The organism is Pacificimonas sp. ICDLI1SI03 (genome assembly GCF_054740865.1).
This window is the reverse complement of sequence record NZ_JBSQAU010000001.1, coordinates 154533-170270: the sequence shown is the minus strand read 5'-3', so window position 1 is coordinate 170270 and position 15738 is coordinate 154533. Positions and strand designations below refer to the sequence as shown.

17 protein-coding genes are annotated in these 15738 nt (G+C 60.9%); 7 read left to right on the top strand and 10 right to left on the bottom strand.

Going from position 1 to position 15738, the window contains the following annotated elements; all coding sequences use genetic code 11:
• Positions 1 to 27 precede the first annotated feature (27 nt).
• Complete coding sequence (kynU, locus tag ACSMXM_RS00785; protein ID WP_460313104.1) at positions 28 to 1215, top strand: kynureninase; 1188 nt, start codon at positions 28 to 30, stop codon at positions 1213 to 1215.
• Positions 1212 to 1898, top strand: a complete 687-nt coding sequence (locus ACSMXM_RS00780) for a pirin family protein (RefSeq protein ID WP_460313102.1) — start codon at positions 1212 to 1214, stop codon at positions 1896 to 1898. The genes kynU and ACSMXM_RS00780 overlap by 4 nt, the downstream gene beginning before the upstream one ends.
• A gap of 23 nt (positions 1899 to 1921) precedes the next feature.
• On the opposite strand, the gene ACSMXM_RS00775 is transcribed toward ACSMXM_RS00780, so the two are convergent.
• From ACSMXM_RS00775 to ACSMXM_RS00760, 4 genes are all read right to left on the bottom strand, one after another.
• Positions 1922 to 3064: a deoxyguanosinetriphosphate triphosphohydrolase gene (locus tag ACSMXM_RS00775; protein WP_460313100.1), complete on the bottom strand. Its 1143-nt coding sequence runs from the start codon at positions 3062 to 3064 to the stop codon at positions 1922 to 1924.
• A gap of 65 nt (positions 3065 to 3129) precedes the next feature.
• Positions 3130 to 4716: a cisplatin damage response ATP-dependent DNA ligase gene (locus ACSMXM_RS00770; RefSeq protein WP_460313098.1), complete on the bottom strand. Its 1587-nt coding sequence runs from the start codon at positions 4714 to 4716 to the stop codon at positions 3130 to 3132.
• Positions 4717 to 4840: 124 nt separating this feature from the next.
• A complete protein-coding gene (locus tag ACSMXM_RS00765; RefSeq protein WP_460313097.1) occupies positions 4841 to 5863 on the bottom strand; it encodes a sensor histidine kinase in 1023 nt (340 codons plus the stop codon).
• A 113-nt stretch (positions 5864 to 5976) separates the two neighbouring features.
• Positions 5977 to 6978, bottom strand: coding sequence for a ligase-associated DNA damage response exonuclease (locus ACSMXM_RS00760; protein ID WP_460313095.1), 1002 nt, complete (start codon positions 6976 to 6978; stop codon positions 5977 to 5979).
• A gap of 234 nt (positions 6979 to 7212) precedes the next feature.
• Between ACSMXM_RS00760 and ACSMXM_RS00755 the strand changes: the two genes are divergently transcribed.
• From ACSMXM_RS00755 to ACSMXM_RS00745, 3 genes are read left to right on the top strand one after another with little or no spacing between them, the layout of a single operon-like run.
• Positions 7213 to 8244, top strand: coding sequence for a fumarylacetoacetate hydrolase family protein (locus tag ACSMXM_RS00755; RefSeq protein ID WP_460313093.1), 1032 nt, complete (start codon positions 7213 to 7215; stop codon positions 8242 to 8244).
• Positions 8241 to 8885, top strand: a complete 645-nt coding sequence (gene maiA / locus ACSMXM_RS00750) for a maleylacetoacetate isomerase (protein WP_460313091.1) — start codon at positions 8241 to 8243, stop codon at positions 8883 to 8885. The genes ACSMXM_RS00755 and maiA overlap by 4 nt, the downstream gene beginning before the upstream one ends.
• Positions 8885 to 9286, top strand: coding sequence for an EVE domain-containing protein (locus tag ACSMXM_RS00745; RefSeq protein WP_460313089.1), 402 nt, complete (start codon positions 8885 to 8887; stop codon positions 9284 to 9286). Before maiA ends, ACSMXM_RS00745 begins: the two co-directional genes overlap by 1 nt.
• On the opposite strand, the gene ACSMXM_RS00740 is transcribed toward ACSMXM_RS00745, so the two are convergent.
• A complete protein-coding gene (locus tag ACSMXM_RS00740) occupies positions 9283 to 9690 on the bottom strand; it encodes a (deoxy)nucleoside triphosphate pyrophosphohydrolase (protein ID WP_460313087.1) in 408 nt (135 codons plus the stop codon). The genes ACSMXM_RS00745 and ACSMXM_RS00740 overlap by 4 nt on opposite strands.
• 101 nt (positions 9691 to 9791) lie before the next feature.
• Between ACSMXM_RS00740 and ACSMXM_RS00735 the strand changes: the two genes are divergently transcribed.
• Complete coding sequence (locus ACSMXM_RS00735) at positions 9792 to 9968, top strand: Flp family type IVb pilin (RefSeq protein WP_460313085.1); 177 nt, start codon at positions 9792 to 9794, stop codon at positions 9966 to 9968.
• Between the two features lie 194 nt (positions 9969 to 10162).
• Positions 10163 to 10336, top strand: a complete 174-nt coding sequence (locus tag ACSMXM_RS00730) for a Flp family type IVb pilin (protein ID WP_460313083.1) — start codon at positions 10163 to 10165, stop codon at positions 10334 to 10336.
• A gap of 152 nt (positions 10337 to 10488) precedes the next feature.
• On the opposite strand, the gene ACSMXM_RS00725 is transcribed toward ACSMXM_RS00730, so the two are convergent.
• The 5 genes from ACSMXM_RS00725 to ACSMXM_RS00705 all read right to left on the bottom strand — a co-directional run bounded on the left by ACSMXM_RS00725 (position 10489) and on the right by ACSMXM_RS00705 (position 15569).
• On the bottom strand, positions 10489 to 11985 hold the full coding sequence (locus ACSMXM_RS00725) for a M48 family metalloprotease (RefSeq protein WP_460313081.1): 1497 nt from the start codon (positions 11983 to 11985) through the stop codon (positions 10489 to 10491).
• Between the two features lie 62 nt (positions 11986 to 12047).
• Positions 12048 to 12665, bottom strand: coding sequence for an ABC-type transport auxiliary lipoprotein family protein (locus ACSMXM_RS00720; RefSeq protein ID WP_460313079.1), 618 nt, complete (start codon positions 12663 to 12665; stop codon positions 12048 to 12050).
• Positions 12662 to 13612 (bottom strand): MlaD family protein, encoded by a 951-nt coding sequence (locus ACSMXM_RS00715; protein WP_460313078.1) that lies wholly within the window; start codon positions 13610 to 13612, stop codon positions 12662 to 12664. Before ACSMXM_RS00715 ends, ACSMXM_RS00720 begins: the two co-directional genes overlap by 4 nt.
• Positions 13612 to 14439: an ABC transporter ATP-binding protein gene (locus tag ACSMXM_RS00710; protein WP_460313076.1), complete on the bottom strand. Its 828-nt coding sequence runs from the start codon at positions 14437 to 14439 to the stop codon at positions 13612 to 13614. The genes ACSMXM_RS00715 and ACSMXM_RS00710 overlap by 1 nt, the downstream gene beginning before the upstream one ends.
• A 2-nt stretch (positions 14440 to 14441) precedes the next feature.
• Complete coding sequence (locus ACSMXM_RS00705; RefSeq protein WP_460313074.1) at positions 14442 to 15569, bottom strand: ABC transporter permease; 1128 nt, start codon at positions 15567 to 15569, stop codon at positions 14442 to 14444.
• Between the last annotated feature and the right edge of the window lie 169 nt (positions 15570 to 15738).

The window sequence follows — 15738 nt, the reverse complement described above, 5'->3', positions numbered from 1 at the left end:
GTCAACCATGCAACAGGAAGGCTTGTGGTGACCGCCGCCGCCTTTCGCGACCGGTTCGAACTGCCAGAGGGCGTCACCTATCTGGACGGCAACAGCCTTGGCCCGCTGACCAGGGACGCTGCCCTGGCGATCCGGGAAATGACCTGGAACCAATGGGGCAAGGATCTGATCGCCAGCTGGAACAAGCATGACTGGTTCGGCGCCCCCGAACGCATCGGTAACCTGATCGCCCCGCTGATCGGCGCGACGGACGGGGAGGTCGTCGTCGCGGATTCCGTTTCGGTAAATATCTTCAAGCTGGCGGCCGCGGCGCTCGTCGCCCTGCCCGGGCGCCGCATCATCCTGTCGGAGCCCGGCAATTTCCCCACCGACCTTTACATGATCGAGGGGCTGAAGCGGCTGCGGCCTGATGTGGAACTGCGCCTCGTCCGGCGGGAAAACATGGCAGACGCGCTGTCAGACGAGGTCGCGCTGCTGCTGCTGACGCATGTGCATTACAAGACGGCAGAAATTTTCGATATGGACCGCCTGACGAAGGCTGCGCAAGCGGTCGGCGCGCTAACACTGTGGGATCTCAGCCACAGCGTTGGGGCCGTACCTGTCGATCTGAACCATGCGAGCGCCGACTTGGCGGTAGGCTGCGGTTATAAATATCTGAACGGCGGACCAGGGGCGCCAGCATTTCTGTATGTTGCGAGACATCTTCAGGAGAAGCTTGCCTCGCCGCTGTCCGGCTGGATGGGGCATGCCGCGCCCTTTGATTTTACCGACGCCTATGAACCGGCAGCCGATATTGCCCGCTGGCGCGCCGGGACGCCGCCCATGCTGAGCCTGACGGCGCTGGAAGCAGCGGTGAAGTTGATGCGAGAGGCGGATTTCAGCGATCTCGTGCATTGTTCGCATATCCTGACCGATGCCTTTATTGAGGGCGTGGAGGCCAAATGCGCCGATCTGACGCTGATCTCTCCGCGCGATGCGACACAGCGCGGCAGCCATGTCAGTTTCGCCCATGACCACTCCTTTGAGATCATGCAGGCCCTGATTGCCGAAGGCGTCGTTGGCGATTTTCGTACCCCCGATGCACTTCGCTTTGGCTTTGCACCGCTTTATAACTCGATGGACGATGTCGAGCGGGCGGTTGCCGTTCTGGCCGGAATCATGGATTCGGGCCGATGGCGGGACCCGCGCTTTGCAAAGAGGAGCAAGGTAACATGATGAAGATCCATGAATCCTCGTTGCGGGGCCGCACGCGAATCGACTGGCTGGATAGCCGACACAGCTTCTCCTTCGGCAATTTTCACGACACAGCGCGTATGGGCTTTCGCGCACTGCGGGTGATCAACGAGGACCATATCGCCGGCAAAAACGGTTTTCCGCCGCATAATCATGCGCATATGGACATCATTACCATCGTCCTGGCCGGCGGTCTGGCGCATCGCGATTCTCTCGGCAACGGGTCGATCATCCATCCCGGCGAAATCCAGCACATGTATGCCGGGCCGGGCATCACACATTCCGAAATTAACCCAGCGGACGAATCCGTGCATCTGCTGCAAATTTGGATCCAGCCGGACCGGCCTGTCACGAATGCAAGCTATAGCCAGCATGAGATCGATGCCCCCTCGGTCGAGAACCGCTTTGGCGTGATTGCAGGGGAGGGCAGCAACGTGCCTCTGCAATCCGACACACGGCTGCTGCTCGCCCGCCTGGGGGAGGGCGAAACGGCGACGCACGGGCTGGGCAGCGGACGCGGCGCCTGGGTTCAGGTGATGAAGGGTGACGTGCAGATCGACGGCCAGTCCCTGTCCGCAGGAGATGGCGCCGAAATTGAGCAAGTGGCCGAGGTTGCCGTAAAGGCCAAGACCCCCGCCGAACTGCTGTTGTTCGATCTGGGCTGAGCAGCGCGCAAGAGCGGCGACCCTTAGCGAAACATCTGCAACTCTTCGCCGAACCGTAGGGCATAGCGGTCAGTCATGCCGGCGATGAAGTCGGCGATGTGGCGGGCGCGTTCGGGCTGCGCTTTTGGCAGGGTTCGTTCCCAACTTTCCGGCAGGCGGGCGGGGTTGGCGCTTATTTCTGTAAAGAGGCGCGTCATCGTGTCCGCCGCCTCTGTCCGCGGACCGATGCTGGCGGGGTGACGATACATGTTGGCGTAAAGAAACGCTTTCATGTCACGCTCGGCCGCCGCCATTTCCGGCGAGAATGCCGCCGTCTGCTCCGGCGCGGCGCGAATGATGTCGGCATGGCCAGCCTCACCGTAGTCGGCGAGATTATGCTGTGTCTGGCGCAGCACATCCTCCACCATCAGGCCGATTTGCCGGCGCTTCATTTCGGCGATCAGACGGTCCTGCGGGGCGCGGGGATGGCGCTGTTCGACGGTGCGCCAATTGGCGGCGATGAAGGGCACCTGCAGCGCCGCCTCCAGACTGAACAGGCCTGCGCGCAGGCCATCCTCGAAATCATGATTATCATAGGCGATATCATCGGCGAGCGCGGCGATCTGCGCCTCCAGCCCCGCCCGTGTGCCAAGGTCGAGCGGACAGGCGGCGTCGATCTGCGCCAGCGCCCAGGTCGGAGCCGTCACAGGGCCGTTATGCTTGGCCAGCCCCTCCAGCACCTCCCAACTGAGATTGAGACCGTCATGGTCGGCATAGGCGGATTCGAGCACGCACAGCACACGCAAGGTGTGAGCATTATGATCGAAGCCGCCATAGGCTTGCATCGCCGCGTCCAGCGCCTCCTCCCCGACATGGCCGAAGGGCGGGTGGCCGAGATCATGGGCAAGACAGATCGCCTCTGTCAGTCCCTCATGCAGGTTGAGCGCACGAGCGAGCACGCGGCCGATCTGCGCAACCTCCAGGCTGTGCGTCAGACGGGTACGAAAATGATCGCCGTCGGGCGCAACGAACACCTGCGTCTTGTGCTTCAGGCGACGGAATGAGGCGGCGTGTACGATCCGGTCGCGGTCGCGTTCAAAGGCGTCTCGCAGGTTCGACGGGTCCGTCGCATATTGCCGCCCACGCGAGAAGGCAGGATCGGCGGCATAGGGGGCAAGAAGGGGCATCGGGACGACGTAGGACTCCGGGCTGTCGGCGGAAAGGGGAAGTTGCGCTTGGACTTCTCCGCAGATCAGACGATCATCGCTTCCAAGGTGGCGACCTTGTCCGCCTCCTCCGCAGGCTTGTCGGTGCGCAGGCGATGGATGCGGGGAAATCGCATGGCGATGCCGCTCTTGTGACGGGTCGAATGATGAATGCTGTCAAAGGCGATTTCCAGAACGAAGCTTTTTTCCACTTCCCTGACCGGGCCGAAACGGGCGATCGTGTTCCCGCGCACAAATTTGTCGAGTTGCCGCAACTCCTCGTCGGTAATGCCGGAATAAGCCTTGCCGACAGGGACAAGCTCGCCCTCCTCCGTCCAGCATCCGAACGTATAGTCGCTGAAGAAAGAAGAGCGGCGTCCAGAGCCGCGCTGTGCATACATCATCACACAGTCGGCCAGCAGGGGATCGCGCTTCCATTTGTACCACAGACCGGTCTTACGGCCCGCCACATAGCGGCTGTCGCGGCGTTTCAGCATCAACCCTTCGATGGCCGCGTCGCGCGCGCCCTCGCGAATGGTGGACAGATGCTGGAAATGATCGGCAGCTACGACTGCGGATATGTCGAACCGGTCGGACGGCAGCCGCGCCACGAATGCCTCCAACCGCTCCCGCCGCGCAGTCCACGGCAGATCGCGCAAATCCTCCGCACCGTCGAAAAGAATGTCATAGGCGCGCACAAAGGCCGGGGCCTCTGCCAGCATCTTTTTCGTCACTGTCTTGCGGCCTAGTCGCTGTTGCAGCGCGTTGAAGCTGGCTGCGCCGCCCTCCACACCGCCCTGAGCCTCGCCCCGAACCAGCAGTTCTCCGTCGATCACACCATGTTCGGTGAACGCCTCCGCCACGTCCGGAAAGCTGCCGGTCACATCGTCGCCGGTGCGGCTGAACAGCTTCGTGTCGCCCTTTACATGGTTGAGCTGCACACGAATGCCGTCCCATTTCCACTCTGCCACATAATCGGCGAGGTCGACCTGCAGATCCTCAAGCGGGTGCGCGAGCATGAAAGGGCGAAAGACGGGAATATCCTCGTGCGTCGGCTGCGCTGTCCGCCCTTCCCCCCAGTCGAACAGTTCCGGATAGGGGGGCGCCAGGCCATGCCAGACCTCCTCAACCGCATCGACGTCCAGATCGAACGCCTGCGCCAGAGCGGTTTTTGCCAGACGCGCCGACACGCCAATCCTCAATGCGCCGGTCGCCAGTTTTATCAGCGCAAAACGTTCGCTGGGATTGAGCACATCAAGATAATGCGCCATCGCGGCAGGGGCTTCGGCGCGGCCAAGGTGCATCAGCCGGTCAACGACCTCCGCCAGGCGCACATCCTCCACCTGCGCCTGCTCCCCCGGCGGCGGCTCCCACAGCAGGCTGACGGTCTCGGCCATGTCGCCGACATAGGCCCGGCTCATCTTGAAAAGCACCGGGTCGACACGCTGTTCTGTCAGCGTCTTGATAAGGCCTGCCTTTACGGAACGGAAATCAAGATCGCCGGTAAGGGCGGCAAGCGCCCAACCGCGATCAGGATCGGGGCTGCCGCGCAGATAATCGGCGATCAACTTTATCTTGGCATTACGCGATCGGGTATAGACCAAGCGCTCCAGAAGATCCGCAAAGGCCTTCACGCTGCTGCAAATGCGCCGGGACCCTCAACGCGGGTGTCAGCGGTGGCGCGGCGGGTAATGCGGTCGGGTCGTTTTCTTTTCACCGCCGATCAATGCGTGAAACGCCGCTTCGTTTCCGCCGCACTTATTCCTCCCGCTCCGGCGCGAGAGTGAGAACGAAGCGGGTGCCGCGGGCGGAGCTTTCCCGGAACAGTGTGGCCTGCGCTTCCCGCGCGAAGGCGTCGATCAGGCGCTGGCCCAGGCCGCCGCCGCCGCTCTCTTCATCCTGGATGCCGACGCCGTCGTCGGTCATCACCAGGCAGATCTCCCTGTCCTCATTTTCCCGGAACACGATTTCTATGTGTCCGGTCTCCCGCCCCACGAACGCATATTTCGCCGCATTTGTCGCAAGCTCGTTCAGGATCAGTCCTACCGCAATAGCCCTGTCGCGCGGCAGCCATATCTGCTCCGCCGAGCATTGGAAAACGATGCCCTCCGGCAGGGTCAAGCTCGCCTCAAGGGAAGCGCAAAGCTCCTCCATATAGCTCTTCATATCGACGCGGTCGGGCAAGCCATCGCCGCGATAGAGCGACTGATGCGCACGGGCGAAACTGCCGACACGCATCGCGGCCTTACCCAGTGCATCGGCGGCGGGGTCATCATCGTCCAGTTCCCGCCGCTGCAATTCCAGCAGCGAAACGATCATGCTGAAACTGTTCTTTACCCGATGGTCGAATTCGCGAAGGTAGAGGTCGCGCTTTTCCAGTGCGTCGGTGCGCTCCTGAACGGCGCGACGCACAGCGCGGCGAAAGACTTCCGCAAGGATCAGCATCAGCCCGCCGGAAACGACATTTACCGCCACGCGCAGCGGATTCCACGGATCCTCTAGGGTAAAGCTGCCCTGCACGGGCAAAACGAAATACCAAACGAACACTACGCACATGATGAGAGCGAGGAGACCGGACAACCAGCGTGCAAACAAAGCGGCGAAAAGAACCGACGGAAAGATCAGGGCGAACGGGCCAGCGGTAGGCATGACAAGATCAATGCTTTCGCGGACGGCGAACGCCATTACCGTGGCCGCAAGCGCAACGAGAATTTGCGTGACCACCACGGGAACCCGGGGCGCGAAGCGATCCGGGATATCGAGTTCACCAACCCGCTTCATCAGGCGGGTTCAAGACCAGTCAAAAAGTTCAGAAACATCGCCACCCCCGCGGTTAACATACCGCAACCCCTTGCAAGTCCAGTAACTATCCTAGTCGGAACCGCGCGCAAGGACTAGTCATCTTCGTCCTCCCGTCCCACAAGGCTGAGCGCCCGCGCCCTTATCTGGCGCGTCATGCACCAGTGCAGCAGCGCCTCCTCCCGCCCGTGAGTTACCCACACCTCCTTCGGCGCAATTTCCAATATCGTCTCGGTCAGTTCGTCCCAATCGGCGTGATCCGAAATGATAAGCGGCAGCTCGACGTTGCGCTGCCGCGCGCGCTGGCGAATACGCATCCACCCTGATGCCATGGCGGTGATCGGATCGGGCAGGCGTCTGGACCAGCGATCGTTCAGCGCACCGGGTGGACAGACGATGATCCTGCCCTTCAATTCGTCCTTCTTCTTGCCCGTCGCCAGAACAAGCGGGCCAAGATCCACGCCCAGATCCTGATAGAGCGTGCAAAGCCGCTCCTGCGCGCCATGGATATAGATCGGATCTTCATGACCCAGATCCCGTAAATGGCGGATGACTCGCTGCGCCTTTCCGAGCGCATAGGCGCCGACCAGGACGCAGCGCTCAGGATTCGAATGAAGGGCGTCCAGCGCCTTCCCCACCTCCTCCTCCGTATCCGGATGGCGAAAGACGGGGAGGCCAAAGGTCGCTTCTGTTATGAAAACGTCGCAGGGCACGGGCTGAAACGGCGCGCAGGTCGGATCGGGCCGCCGCTTGTAATCGCCCGATGCGACGATTCGTTCTCCGCGATAATCCATGACGATCTGCGCGGAACCGAGGACGTGGCCGGCGGGCACAAGGCTGACGTCCACCTCGCCGATCCGCTGCACCTCCCCCACCTCCGCAGGAGTTGCAGCGGGATAGGTACCGTAGCGCGTTTCCATGATGGCCAGGGTCTCAGGCGTCGCCAGCACATGCCCGTGGCCGGACCGCGCATGATCCGCATGGCCATGGGTGACGACAGCCATCGGCTGCGGCTCCGACGGATCGATCCAGAAATCGCCCGGTTCCACATAAATTCCGGTGGGGTGAGGTTTGATCCAATCGCCGAGCGTTGCCATGCAGGAATAGCGCTGGAGCCTATCAGCGGTTCCCGGCCGGCGTGAGTTTCACCGTGGGCAATGCAAATGGTGACAAATGAAACTAATTACGCCAAGGTAAAGTGGACTTATAGTTCGCGCACATGTGTCGGTGCCAACAGGTGGCGACGTGCGTTGTGTGAAAACGGGTGCTAGGCTGGGACGATAATGGCCGTCAAAGCCGATACATCGATTTCTTGCCGGAGGGGATAGCGAATGAAGCTCGCAAGTTTGAAGCAGGGACGGGACGGACGCCTGGTGATCGTTTCCCGCGATTTGGCCTGGTATGCAGACGCCACTCACATAGCGCCAACCCTGCAGCAGGCGCTGGATAGCTGGAATGAAATCCGGCCACAGCTGGAAAAGCTGGCGGAGGACCTGGAGCATGAGGCCATCCCGCGCGAACGTTTCCACGAACGCGAAGCCGATGCCCCCCTGCCCCGCGCCTATCAATGGGCGGATGGTTCAGCCTATGTGAATCATGTCGAACTTGTCCGCCAGGCACGCGGCGCAAAGATGCCCGAAACATTCTGGACTGACCCCCTGATGTATCAAGGCGGCAGCGATGGCTTTCTGGCTGCACGCGATCCGATCCCCCTGGCCGACGAGGAATGGGGCCTGGACATGGAGGCGGAGGTCGTCGTCGTCACGACCGACGTGCCCCAGGGCATCACCCCCGCAAAGGCGCTGGACCATGTGGCGCTGATCGGCCTGACCAACGATGTGTCGTTGCGGAACCTGATCCCCGCTGAGTTGGGCAAGGGCTTCGGTTTCGTCCAGTCGAAGCCCGCCAGCGCCATGTCACCCGTCTTCGTGACGCCGGATGAACTCGGCGATACTTGGAAAGACGGGAAGCTGCACCATGCGCTGAAGGTCGATTATAATGGCCGTCCCTTTGGCCGTGCCGAGGCAGGCGAGGAGATGACCTTCGACATGGGCGTCCTGATCGCCCATCTGGCGAAGACGCGCAGCCTGTGTGCGGGAACCATCGTCGGATCGGGCACGGTATCCAACCGCGATCCCGACAATTCCCCCGGTCGGCCGGTCGCCGATGGCGGTAAGGGCTATAGCTGCATCGCCGAACAGCGCATGGTGGAAACCATTGCCCACGGCAAGCCAGCCACCGAATTCATGAAGATCGGCGACACGGTGCGCATCTGGGTAGATGGCGACGACGGCAAGCCGATATTCGGCACTATCGAGCAGAACGTCGTCCCCCTGGAAACGAGCGCAATGGGCGGCCAATGAGCGGCGATCGGCTCCTTTACGATTACTGGCGCTCCTCCGCTGCCTATCGGGTGCGTATCGTTCTGAACCTGAAGGGGCTGGAGTACGAACAGAAAAGCATCGACCTGGCGGCGGGCGCCCAGTCCGGCGTCGGGTTCAAGATGTTGAACCCGCACGGTCGCGTGCCCTATCTGATCGACGGCGACACCGGCCTGAACCAGAGCCTTGCTATCTGCGAATATCTGGAGGAACGCCACCCGGAACCCTCGATCCTGCCGGGTGACGCCGCCCGCCGTGGGCATATTCGCGCAGCAGCGCAGATCATCGCCTGCGACGTGCACCCGCTGAATAATATGAGCGTTTTGCGTTATCTAAAAAACGACCTGAGCCAGGAGGAGGACGCCCTGAACGCCTGGTATCACCATTGGATCGATACCGGGCTACGACCGCTGGAGGAACTGGCGAGCGCGTCAAAGGGACCATATTTGTTCGGCGATACCGTGACACTGGCGGATGTGTGCCTGTCGCCGCAAATGTACAATGCACGGCGGTTTCGCATGAACCTGGAGCCCTATCCGGCGCTCGTCGAAATGGACAAGCGCCTGATGCAGTTGGACGCCTTTCAGGCCGCCCGCCCGGAAGCGCAGGAGGATGCAAGCTGATGGCGAAATGGCTGGTAAAATCGGAACCCTTCAAATGGAGCTGGGACGACCAGAAAAAGAAGGGGGTCGAGTCCTGGGATGGCGTCCGCTCGCCGCAGGCGCTGAATAATATGCGCGCCATGAAAAAGGGCGACGAGGTCATGTTCTATCATTCGAACAAAGGGCTGGAGATCGTAGGCATCTGTTCGGTCGCGCGCGAATTCTATGACGATGTCGATGATCCGAAATCGGGTCTGGTAGACCTGAAGACAGAGCGCGACATGCCCGCGCCCGTCACACTGAAACAGGTAAAGGCCGATGGGAGGCTGGACGATCTTGCCCTCGTCCGTCAGTCTCGCTTGTCCGTCATGCCGGTAAGCGAAGAGCAGTGGGACATTCTGTTGGAATTGGCGACGGCCTAGATCAGCGCGTCCAATATGCCGAGCAGCGGCCGATCCGCGGGCGGCATGTCGAGCGAGAACATCTGCGGCACGCGCGCCCATTGCAGCGCCTGCCCCTCTAGCCCGCGCGGAGTCCCCGTCCACTTGCGGCACGCGAACAATAGCAGGACAAGGTGGAAGCTGTCATAGCCATGACTGGCGAACCCTGTCGGCGCGAGACAGGATTCCTGCGTGTCGACGCCCAGTTCCTCGGACAATTCGCGTATCAGCGCAGCCTCTGGCGTTTCGGCGGCCTCGACCTTGCCACCCGGGAATTCCCATGTGCCGGCCAAGTGCTTTCCCGGAGGGCGCTGGCACAGCAGCACACGACCGTCGCGATCTATCAGCGCGGCTGCGCTGACCAAGACTGTCGGAAGTTCGGGCATGCCTATGCTTAACGCAAGCACCACCCTCAAGGCCAAAGGAATATTAAGAAACTCGCAATATGGCTGTGGCGAATGTTCGGACCATTCCCCCCGGAGGCCCCATGCGGCGCGTTCTAAGAAGACTGACAGGTGACGATTCCGGTGCCACCGCCATTGAATATGGTCTGTTGGCAGCTCTGATCTGCATTGCGGCAATCGCCGGCTTCAACTCATTTGGTGAGGGGCTGTTCAACATGTGGGGGCGCGTCAGCACCGAAACGACGAGCCGGATGGGCTGAACCCCCGCTCGACCGGGCGGGCAAGCATTCGAGCGCCAAATTCCCTGCCTATTCCATGTTTAGCAAGATTAACTTCTCAATAACCAACCGAGTTAAGAGATACGTAAGAGCGGGCCCGTATAGATTTACGTACTGACCCGGCCGAGGACAGGGTTGGAGACAATTAGTACGTACTAACCAGTTGGAGAACTCTGATGTCTTTCATTCGTAAATTCCGTCGCGACGAAGAAGGCGCAACCGCAATCGAGTACGGCCTGATTGCCGCCCTGATCGCCGTCGCCGCAATTTCCGCCATGAGCAGCCTGGGCAGCTCGATCAGCGGCACCATGACCAACGCAAGTTCCGCCATGACCAACGCTGGCAGCTAAGGGCGAAAACGCAGGGCCTTAACGCCTGGCGTATTATCGAACCCTAGGGGCCAAATAAAAAAAGGGGCGTCCGGAAAACCGGGCGCCCCATTCTTCGTCGTCTGTTCACAAGGGCGCTGGCCCGTTGACCACCTGAACGGTCGTCCCGATCTCTAGCCGTTGACGACGATCTTCATCCGCTGCCCCGCCTGCAACTGGTCGCCTTCGCCCAGACTGTTGAGCACGCGGAAGCGTTCGACCTTGTAATCATCATACGCCATGCGCGCTGCCAATGAAGAAATCGTGTCGCCGCGCTGCACGGTCACAACATCGATAATTTTAGGTCGCAATTGCGCCGCCTCAGCATTCGAAAGCTTCCGGAAGCTTTGCGCCGTCTGGCTAACAATGCGCGAATCATCCGCGTTCGCGGGGCTGAGGAAGATGAAGTGATAGGCCGTATTGGCATCGAATTGATATGCGACGACGGTCACATTTGCCTGACCGCCCTGCACCGGCACGCGCGCCTGACGCGTGGCCGCCGACATCCCATTGATCGTCGTGGTCTGCACATTGGTAAACTGCGCCTGCGACGCCGATTGCCCCAGAAGGCCCTGGAACACCTGATCCACATGGTTGGAGATACTAGCGCCTGAAGCCAGGCGACCGCCGGAGAACTGGATCTGCGTCTGTGAAGATCCGCTGGTTCCCACAACGGCCTGAGAACTGTTGTTGAGATAAAAACCGTCCGGAACCTCAAACGCCAGTTTCAATTGCGGATGCCGGAAGCGATGCTTGTCCACATAACCCTGAGTAGGCGAGTCGCCATAAAGCATTCCGTCGATCGCATTCATGAAGGGCGCCGTGCCCTCCTCCAGCTGATCGGGAGACAGCCCGGTTTCCTGAGCCTTTTGGTTTGCACGCGCGACGCGGTCGGAACTGAGCGGGTGAGAGCGCGACCAGGCAGGAATCTGCGCCGCTTCATCCTGGCCGCGGATGCGGGCCTCCAGCGCAGACTGTTCCCCAAGCGACGCCAGAATGTCTGCGGATTCATAGGGATCATACCCCGCCTCCGACATATATCGGATGCCCAGATCGTCTGACTGGTATTCCTGATCACGCGAATATTTCAGCGTGGCGACCTGGCCCACCTGCCCCGCGAGCTGCGCCAGCTGGCCGGAGCCGGTCAGGACACCCGCCAGAACGGAAAGCAATCCAGCGCCAAGGGCCGCGTTCTGGCGCCTCTGCGAATGCTGTGCAGCGACGTGCCCAACCTCATGTCCCAGGACGGAGGCAAGCTGCGCCTCGTTTTCCATTATAGCGAGCAGGCCACGCGTGACATATGTGTAGCAGCCGGGGATAGCGAAGGCGTTGACGACCTGGCTATCCAGCAGTGTCACGGTACATTCCTCGCCGGTCGTGGCGAGGCCGGATGCTACCGAAACCTGCTTCCCGACGCGCTGCACCATGTCGGTGCCCGGGCCATCATAGGCACCGCCGAATTCGGCGAGGATCTGTGGATGCGCCTGCGCGCCCGACTGGCGCTCGGACGCACTGATCTGGCGCGGGTTGTTTGGATCGAAATTGCCCACGCACGAGGACAGCGCCAGGGATGACACAGCAGCGAGGGCAACGAGCCGGGCTTTGCGGCCCTGCTGACGGGGTGCGGACATGACGATACTCTCCCTGTACGAATTTGTTGAAGCAGCAACCGGCCAGGGTGGCGGCTGGTTCCCTAAGGAGCCGTCGACGTCGCGGCGCCAGCCCAATCGGAAATTTCAACAGCAATCCGGTTCGCGGCCACGGTCAATGCCGCAGCAACGGCAGGCCCTGTTTCTACGGAAACCGGCTCAACCACCTCGAACCGGCGCGTCGCGATCAAACCCGCATCGGGAGTGGTCAGCGTGGCGTTGTACCCGACACGCACTTGCGGTGCGCCGCGTACATCGAGTTCGAATGCAGCAAGATTACCTGACAGCCGCGCCGCCGGAACGATATCGATGCTGCGCTCATCGAGCGCGGGGCGGCTGGTCCGCGCTTCGAACGTGTCGAGTAGCACACGTTGAAAGAGGATATTCGGCTGCTCGATCCAGCCAGCGGCAGGCAGATATTGGATCTCATTGTTTGTGGTCAGTACGGCCACCCGCGTCGTCCGGAGTTTTCCGGGTACGTCTGGCAGTGTGATCAGGACCGGTGCACCGGTCGGCTCCGCAACGGCTGGCGCGGTCGTCGCAAGCGTCAGCAGACTATCTGGTACGGGATTATTGCCGCCCAGCTGAACCAACGGCCCGCAAGAGGCGGTGGCGATGCCGGCAGCCAGAATGACGGGAAGACATCGAACGGCGCGCATCATTCCGCCTCCTGCGGTTCATATGTGGGTAGGGTTCGGCCGCCCAGAAGCGCCCCGGCTGGATCTTCGTCCAGCTTGGCCGCAATCGCGCCTAAGGACGTGGACGCCTGCCTGAGATCACGGACGAGCAGGTTGACCTGCGGCAGGGTCTGCTGGTTCACCTGATCCAGGCTGCCATTGGCGGTGGCCGCGGCGCTTTCGATCTCGGCAAGGGCTGTGTTTGCACTGGCAAGCGTCTGGCGCAGGTCCGCCATCATCGGCCGGCCTTCGCTTTCGAGCAGCTCGTTGGTGGTTGCGGAAAGCGTGGCGATTTCGTCTGCGGCGCGCGACATGCTCGCCACGGCGGCGCGCGCCTCTGTCACCGTCTGCGCTATATCTCCATCACGCGAGGCGATTGCGCCGGTGATCGTTTCCGTATTCTTCAAAATGCCGGAAATCGTTTCAAGGTTCTGTTCGTCCAGAATTAGGGCCAGTCGCTCCGTCAGCGTCGATACGCGTTCCAGCAATTGCGGGGCCGCGTTCAGCAGCGAATCAAGCGTGCCGGGCGCTGTCGGGATGACGGGAACGCCGAACGGCCCGTCACCGGTAATGGGAGGCGCACCCTTTACCGCGCCCTCCAGCGACACGATGGCTACACCGGTGAAACCCACGGAGGAGAGCGTTGCGGTCGTACCCTCAAGGACGGGGGTGTCCCCGCGAATGGAAATGCGGACGCGGACGAATTCCGGTGAATTGGGAAGTATCGCGATTTCCCGCACGCTGCCCACAGGGACGCCGGAATAATTGACTGCGCTGCCCTGCGCCAAACCGCTGACGGAGGCGAAGAAGATGTCGTATCTTTTCTCATTGCCGGTATCGACGCGGGCGATCCACAGAATGAACGCGAAGAGCGCGACGAAGAGGACGAGCGCCGTCGCGCCGACGAGGATATGGCTGGATTTCGTTTCCATCAGGCGGTTGCCGCTTCCCTGTTGCGATTGGCCGTTTTGGCGGCCGATGCCGCACGTCCGCGCGGGCCCTTAAAGTATTCCTGTATCCAAGGATGGTCGATTTCAAGCAGTTCCTCAATCGGTGCAGCGGCAAGGACGGTCTTGTCCGCCAGCACCGCGACGCGGTCGCATATCGTATAGAGTGTGTCGAGATCGTGCGTTATGAGAAACACCGTCAGCCCCAGCGCCTCCGACAATTCCAGGATCAATTCGTCGAACGCCGCAGCGGCGATCGGATCGAGCCCCGCCGTGGGCTCATCGAGGAAAAGCAAGCGCGGATCGAGCGCCAGCGCGCGGGCCAAAGCGGCGCGCTTTCGCATACCGCCCGACAGCTCGCTGGGATATTTCGGACCCGCCTCCGGCCCCAGACCCGTCAGGCCAATTTTATAGCCGGCGATTTCGTCCATCAATTCCTGCGACATTTTGTGAAATTCGCGCAGGGGCACCTGTACGTTCTCGGCAACCGTAAGAGTGGAAAAGAGCGCGCCATTTTGGAACAGGACGCCAAAACGCCGGCGAACCTCCAGCTCCTCCTGTTCGCCAAGTCCTTTCACAGGCTTTCCAAAAATGTGCACGTCGCCTGCCGTAAAGCTTTGCAGACCGAGGATCGACCGCATCAGCACCGTCTTGCCGGTACCGGACCCCCCGACGACGCCGATGATTTCCCCGCGCTCCACAGTCAGATCGAGGCCGTCATGCACGACCTGTTCGCCAAATTTGTTGACGAGGCCTTTCACCTCGATGATCGGCCCCTCATGATCCTCGATGTCGGCTGTTTCGGCTGCCATGATCAAAGCCAACCCAGCACCGAAAAGAAAATCGCGAAGAAGGCATCGAGCACGATGACAAGGAAGATCGCCTGCACCACCGCGGCCGTGGTTCGAGAGCCGACTTCCTCGGCATTCCCGGAAACCTGCATTCCCTGGAAACAGCCGGTGACCGCGATAATGATTCCGAACACCGGCGCCTTGATCAGGCCAACCCACACATCGGTGATCGGTACCACCTCCTGAATACGAAGAATGAACGTCACCGGTGGAATGCCAAGTTGCAACCAACTGATCAACGTGCCGCCGATAATTGCCATGATGGCACCATAAAACGCCAGCAGCGGCATGGCGATCGTCGTCGCCAGAAGCCGGGGGAGGACCAGGACCTCTATTGGCGGCATGCCGATGGTGCGCATGGCATCCACCTCCTCGGCCAGCTTCATTGAGCCGATTTGTGCGGCAAATGCACTGCCGGAGCGGCCGGCAACCATGATGGCCGTCATTAGAACGCCAAGTTCGCGAAAGGTAATGCGGCCGACGAGATTGATGACGAACACTTCGGCACCAAACTGCCTCAATTGTACCGCCCCCTGCTGCGCGATAACGATCCCGACGAGGAAGCTCATCAGACCGACAATGCCGAGCGCGCTGACCCCTACCACCTCGGCCTGCCGCATGATGGCAAGCCAGCGTAGCCGTCGGGGATGGCGCAGATTCTTGACCAGCGCGAGCATCGTCATGCCTAAGAAAGCAAGGAACGTCCCGAACTGGTGGACGCCTCCCTCTATCCACCCGCCGATGCGGGCCAGCACCGCATATCGGCGCTGCATCTGGGGCGGTCGGATCTTTACGGTCTGATTCGCCTTGCCGACCTGCTCGATCAGGCCCTGAATGCGGTCATCTGCGCCGGCCAGTTCGGTTTCATACCCGTGCTCGCGGCGATTTTCGATAAGTCGATAAAGCACCCACGCACCGGTCGTATCGACGCGCTTCATGTCTTTCAGGTCGAGAACGATGGGAACAGGATCATCTTCCATTTCCCGAAGGCGCGGCGAAATCTTTTCAATGAAACGCACGGTCAATCGTCCGTGCAGCGTCAGCCGTCGCCCCTCATCGGTTCGTTCATCGTGAATGGTCGCTTCGCCCATGGGATGAACGCTTTAACGGCGACACTGCGGTTTCACTAGACGGGGGCCGTGGAAAAAACATGGGACAGATTTGGCACGGGCTGCTGCCCACTTTCTGAACAGCACTTTAACTCGTGTTAACAAGGCGAACTACCGAATTTATCGCTTGGAAAACGTAAACGTTTCGTTT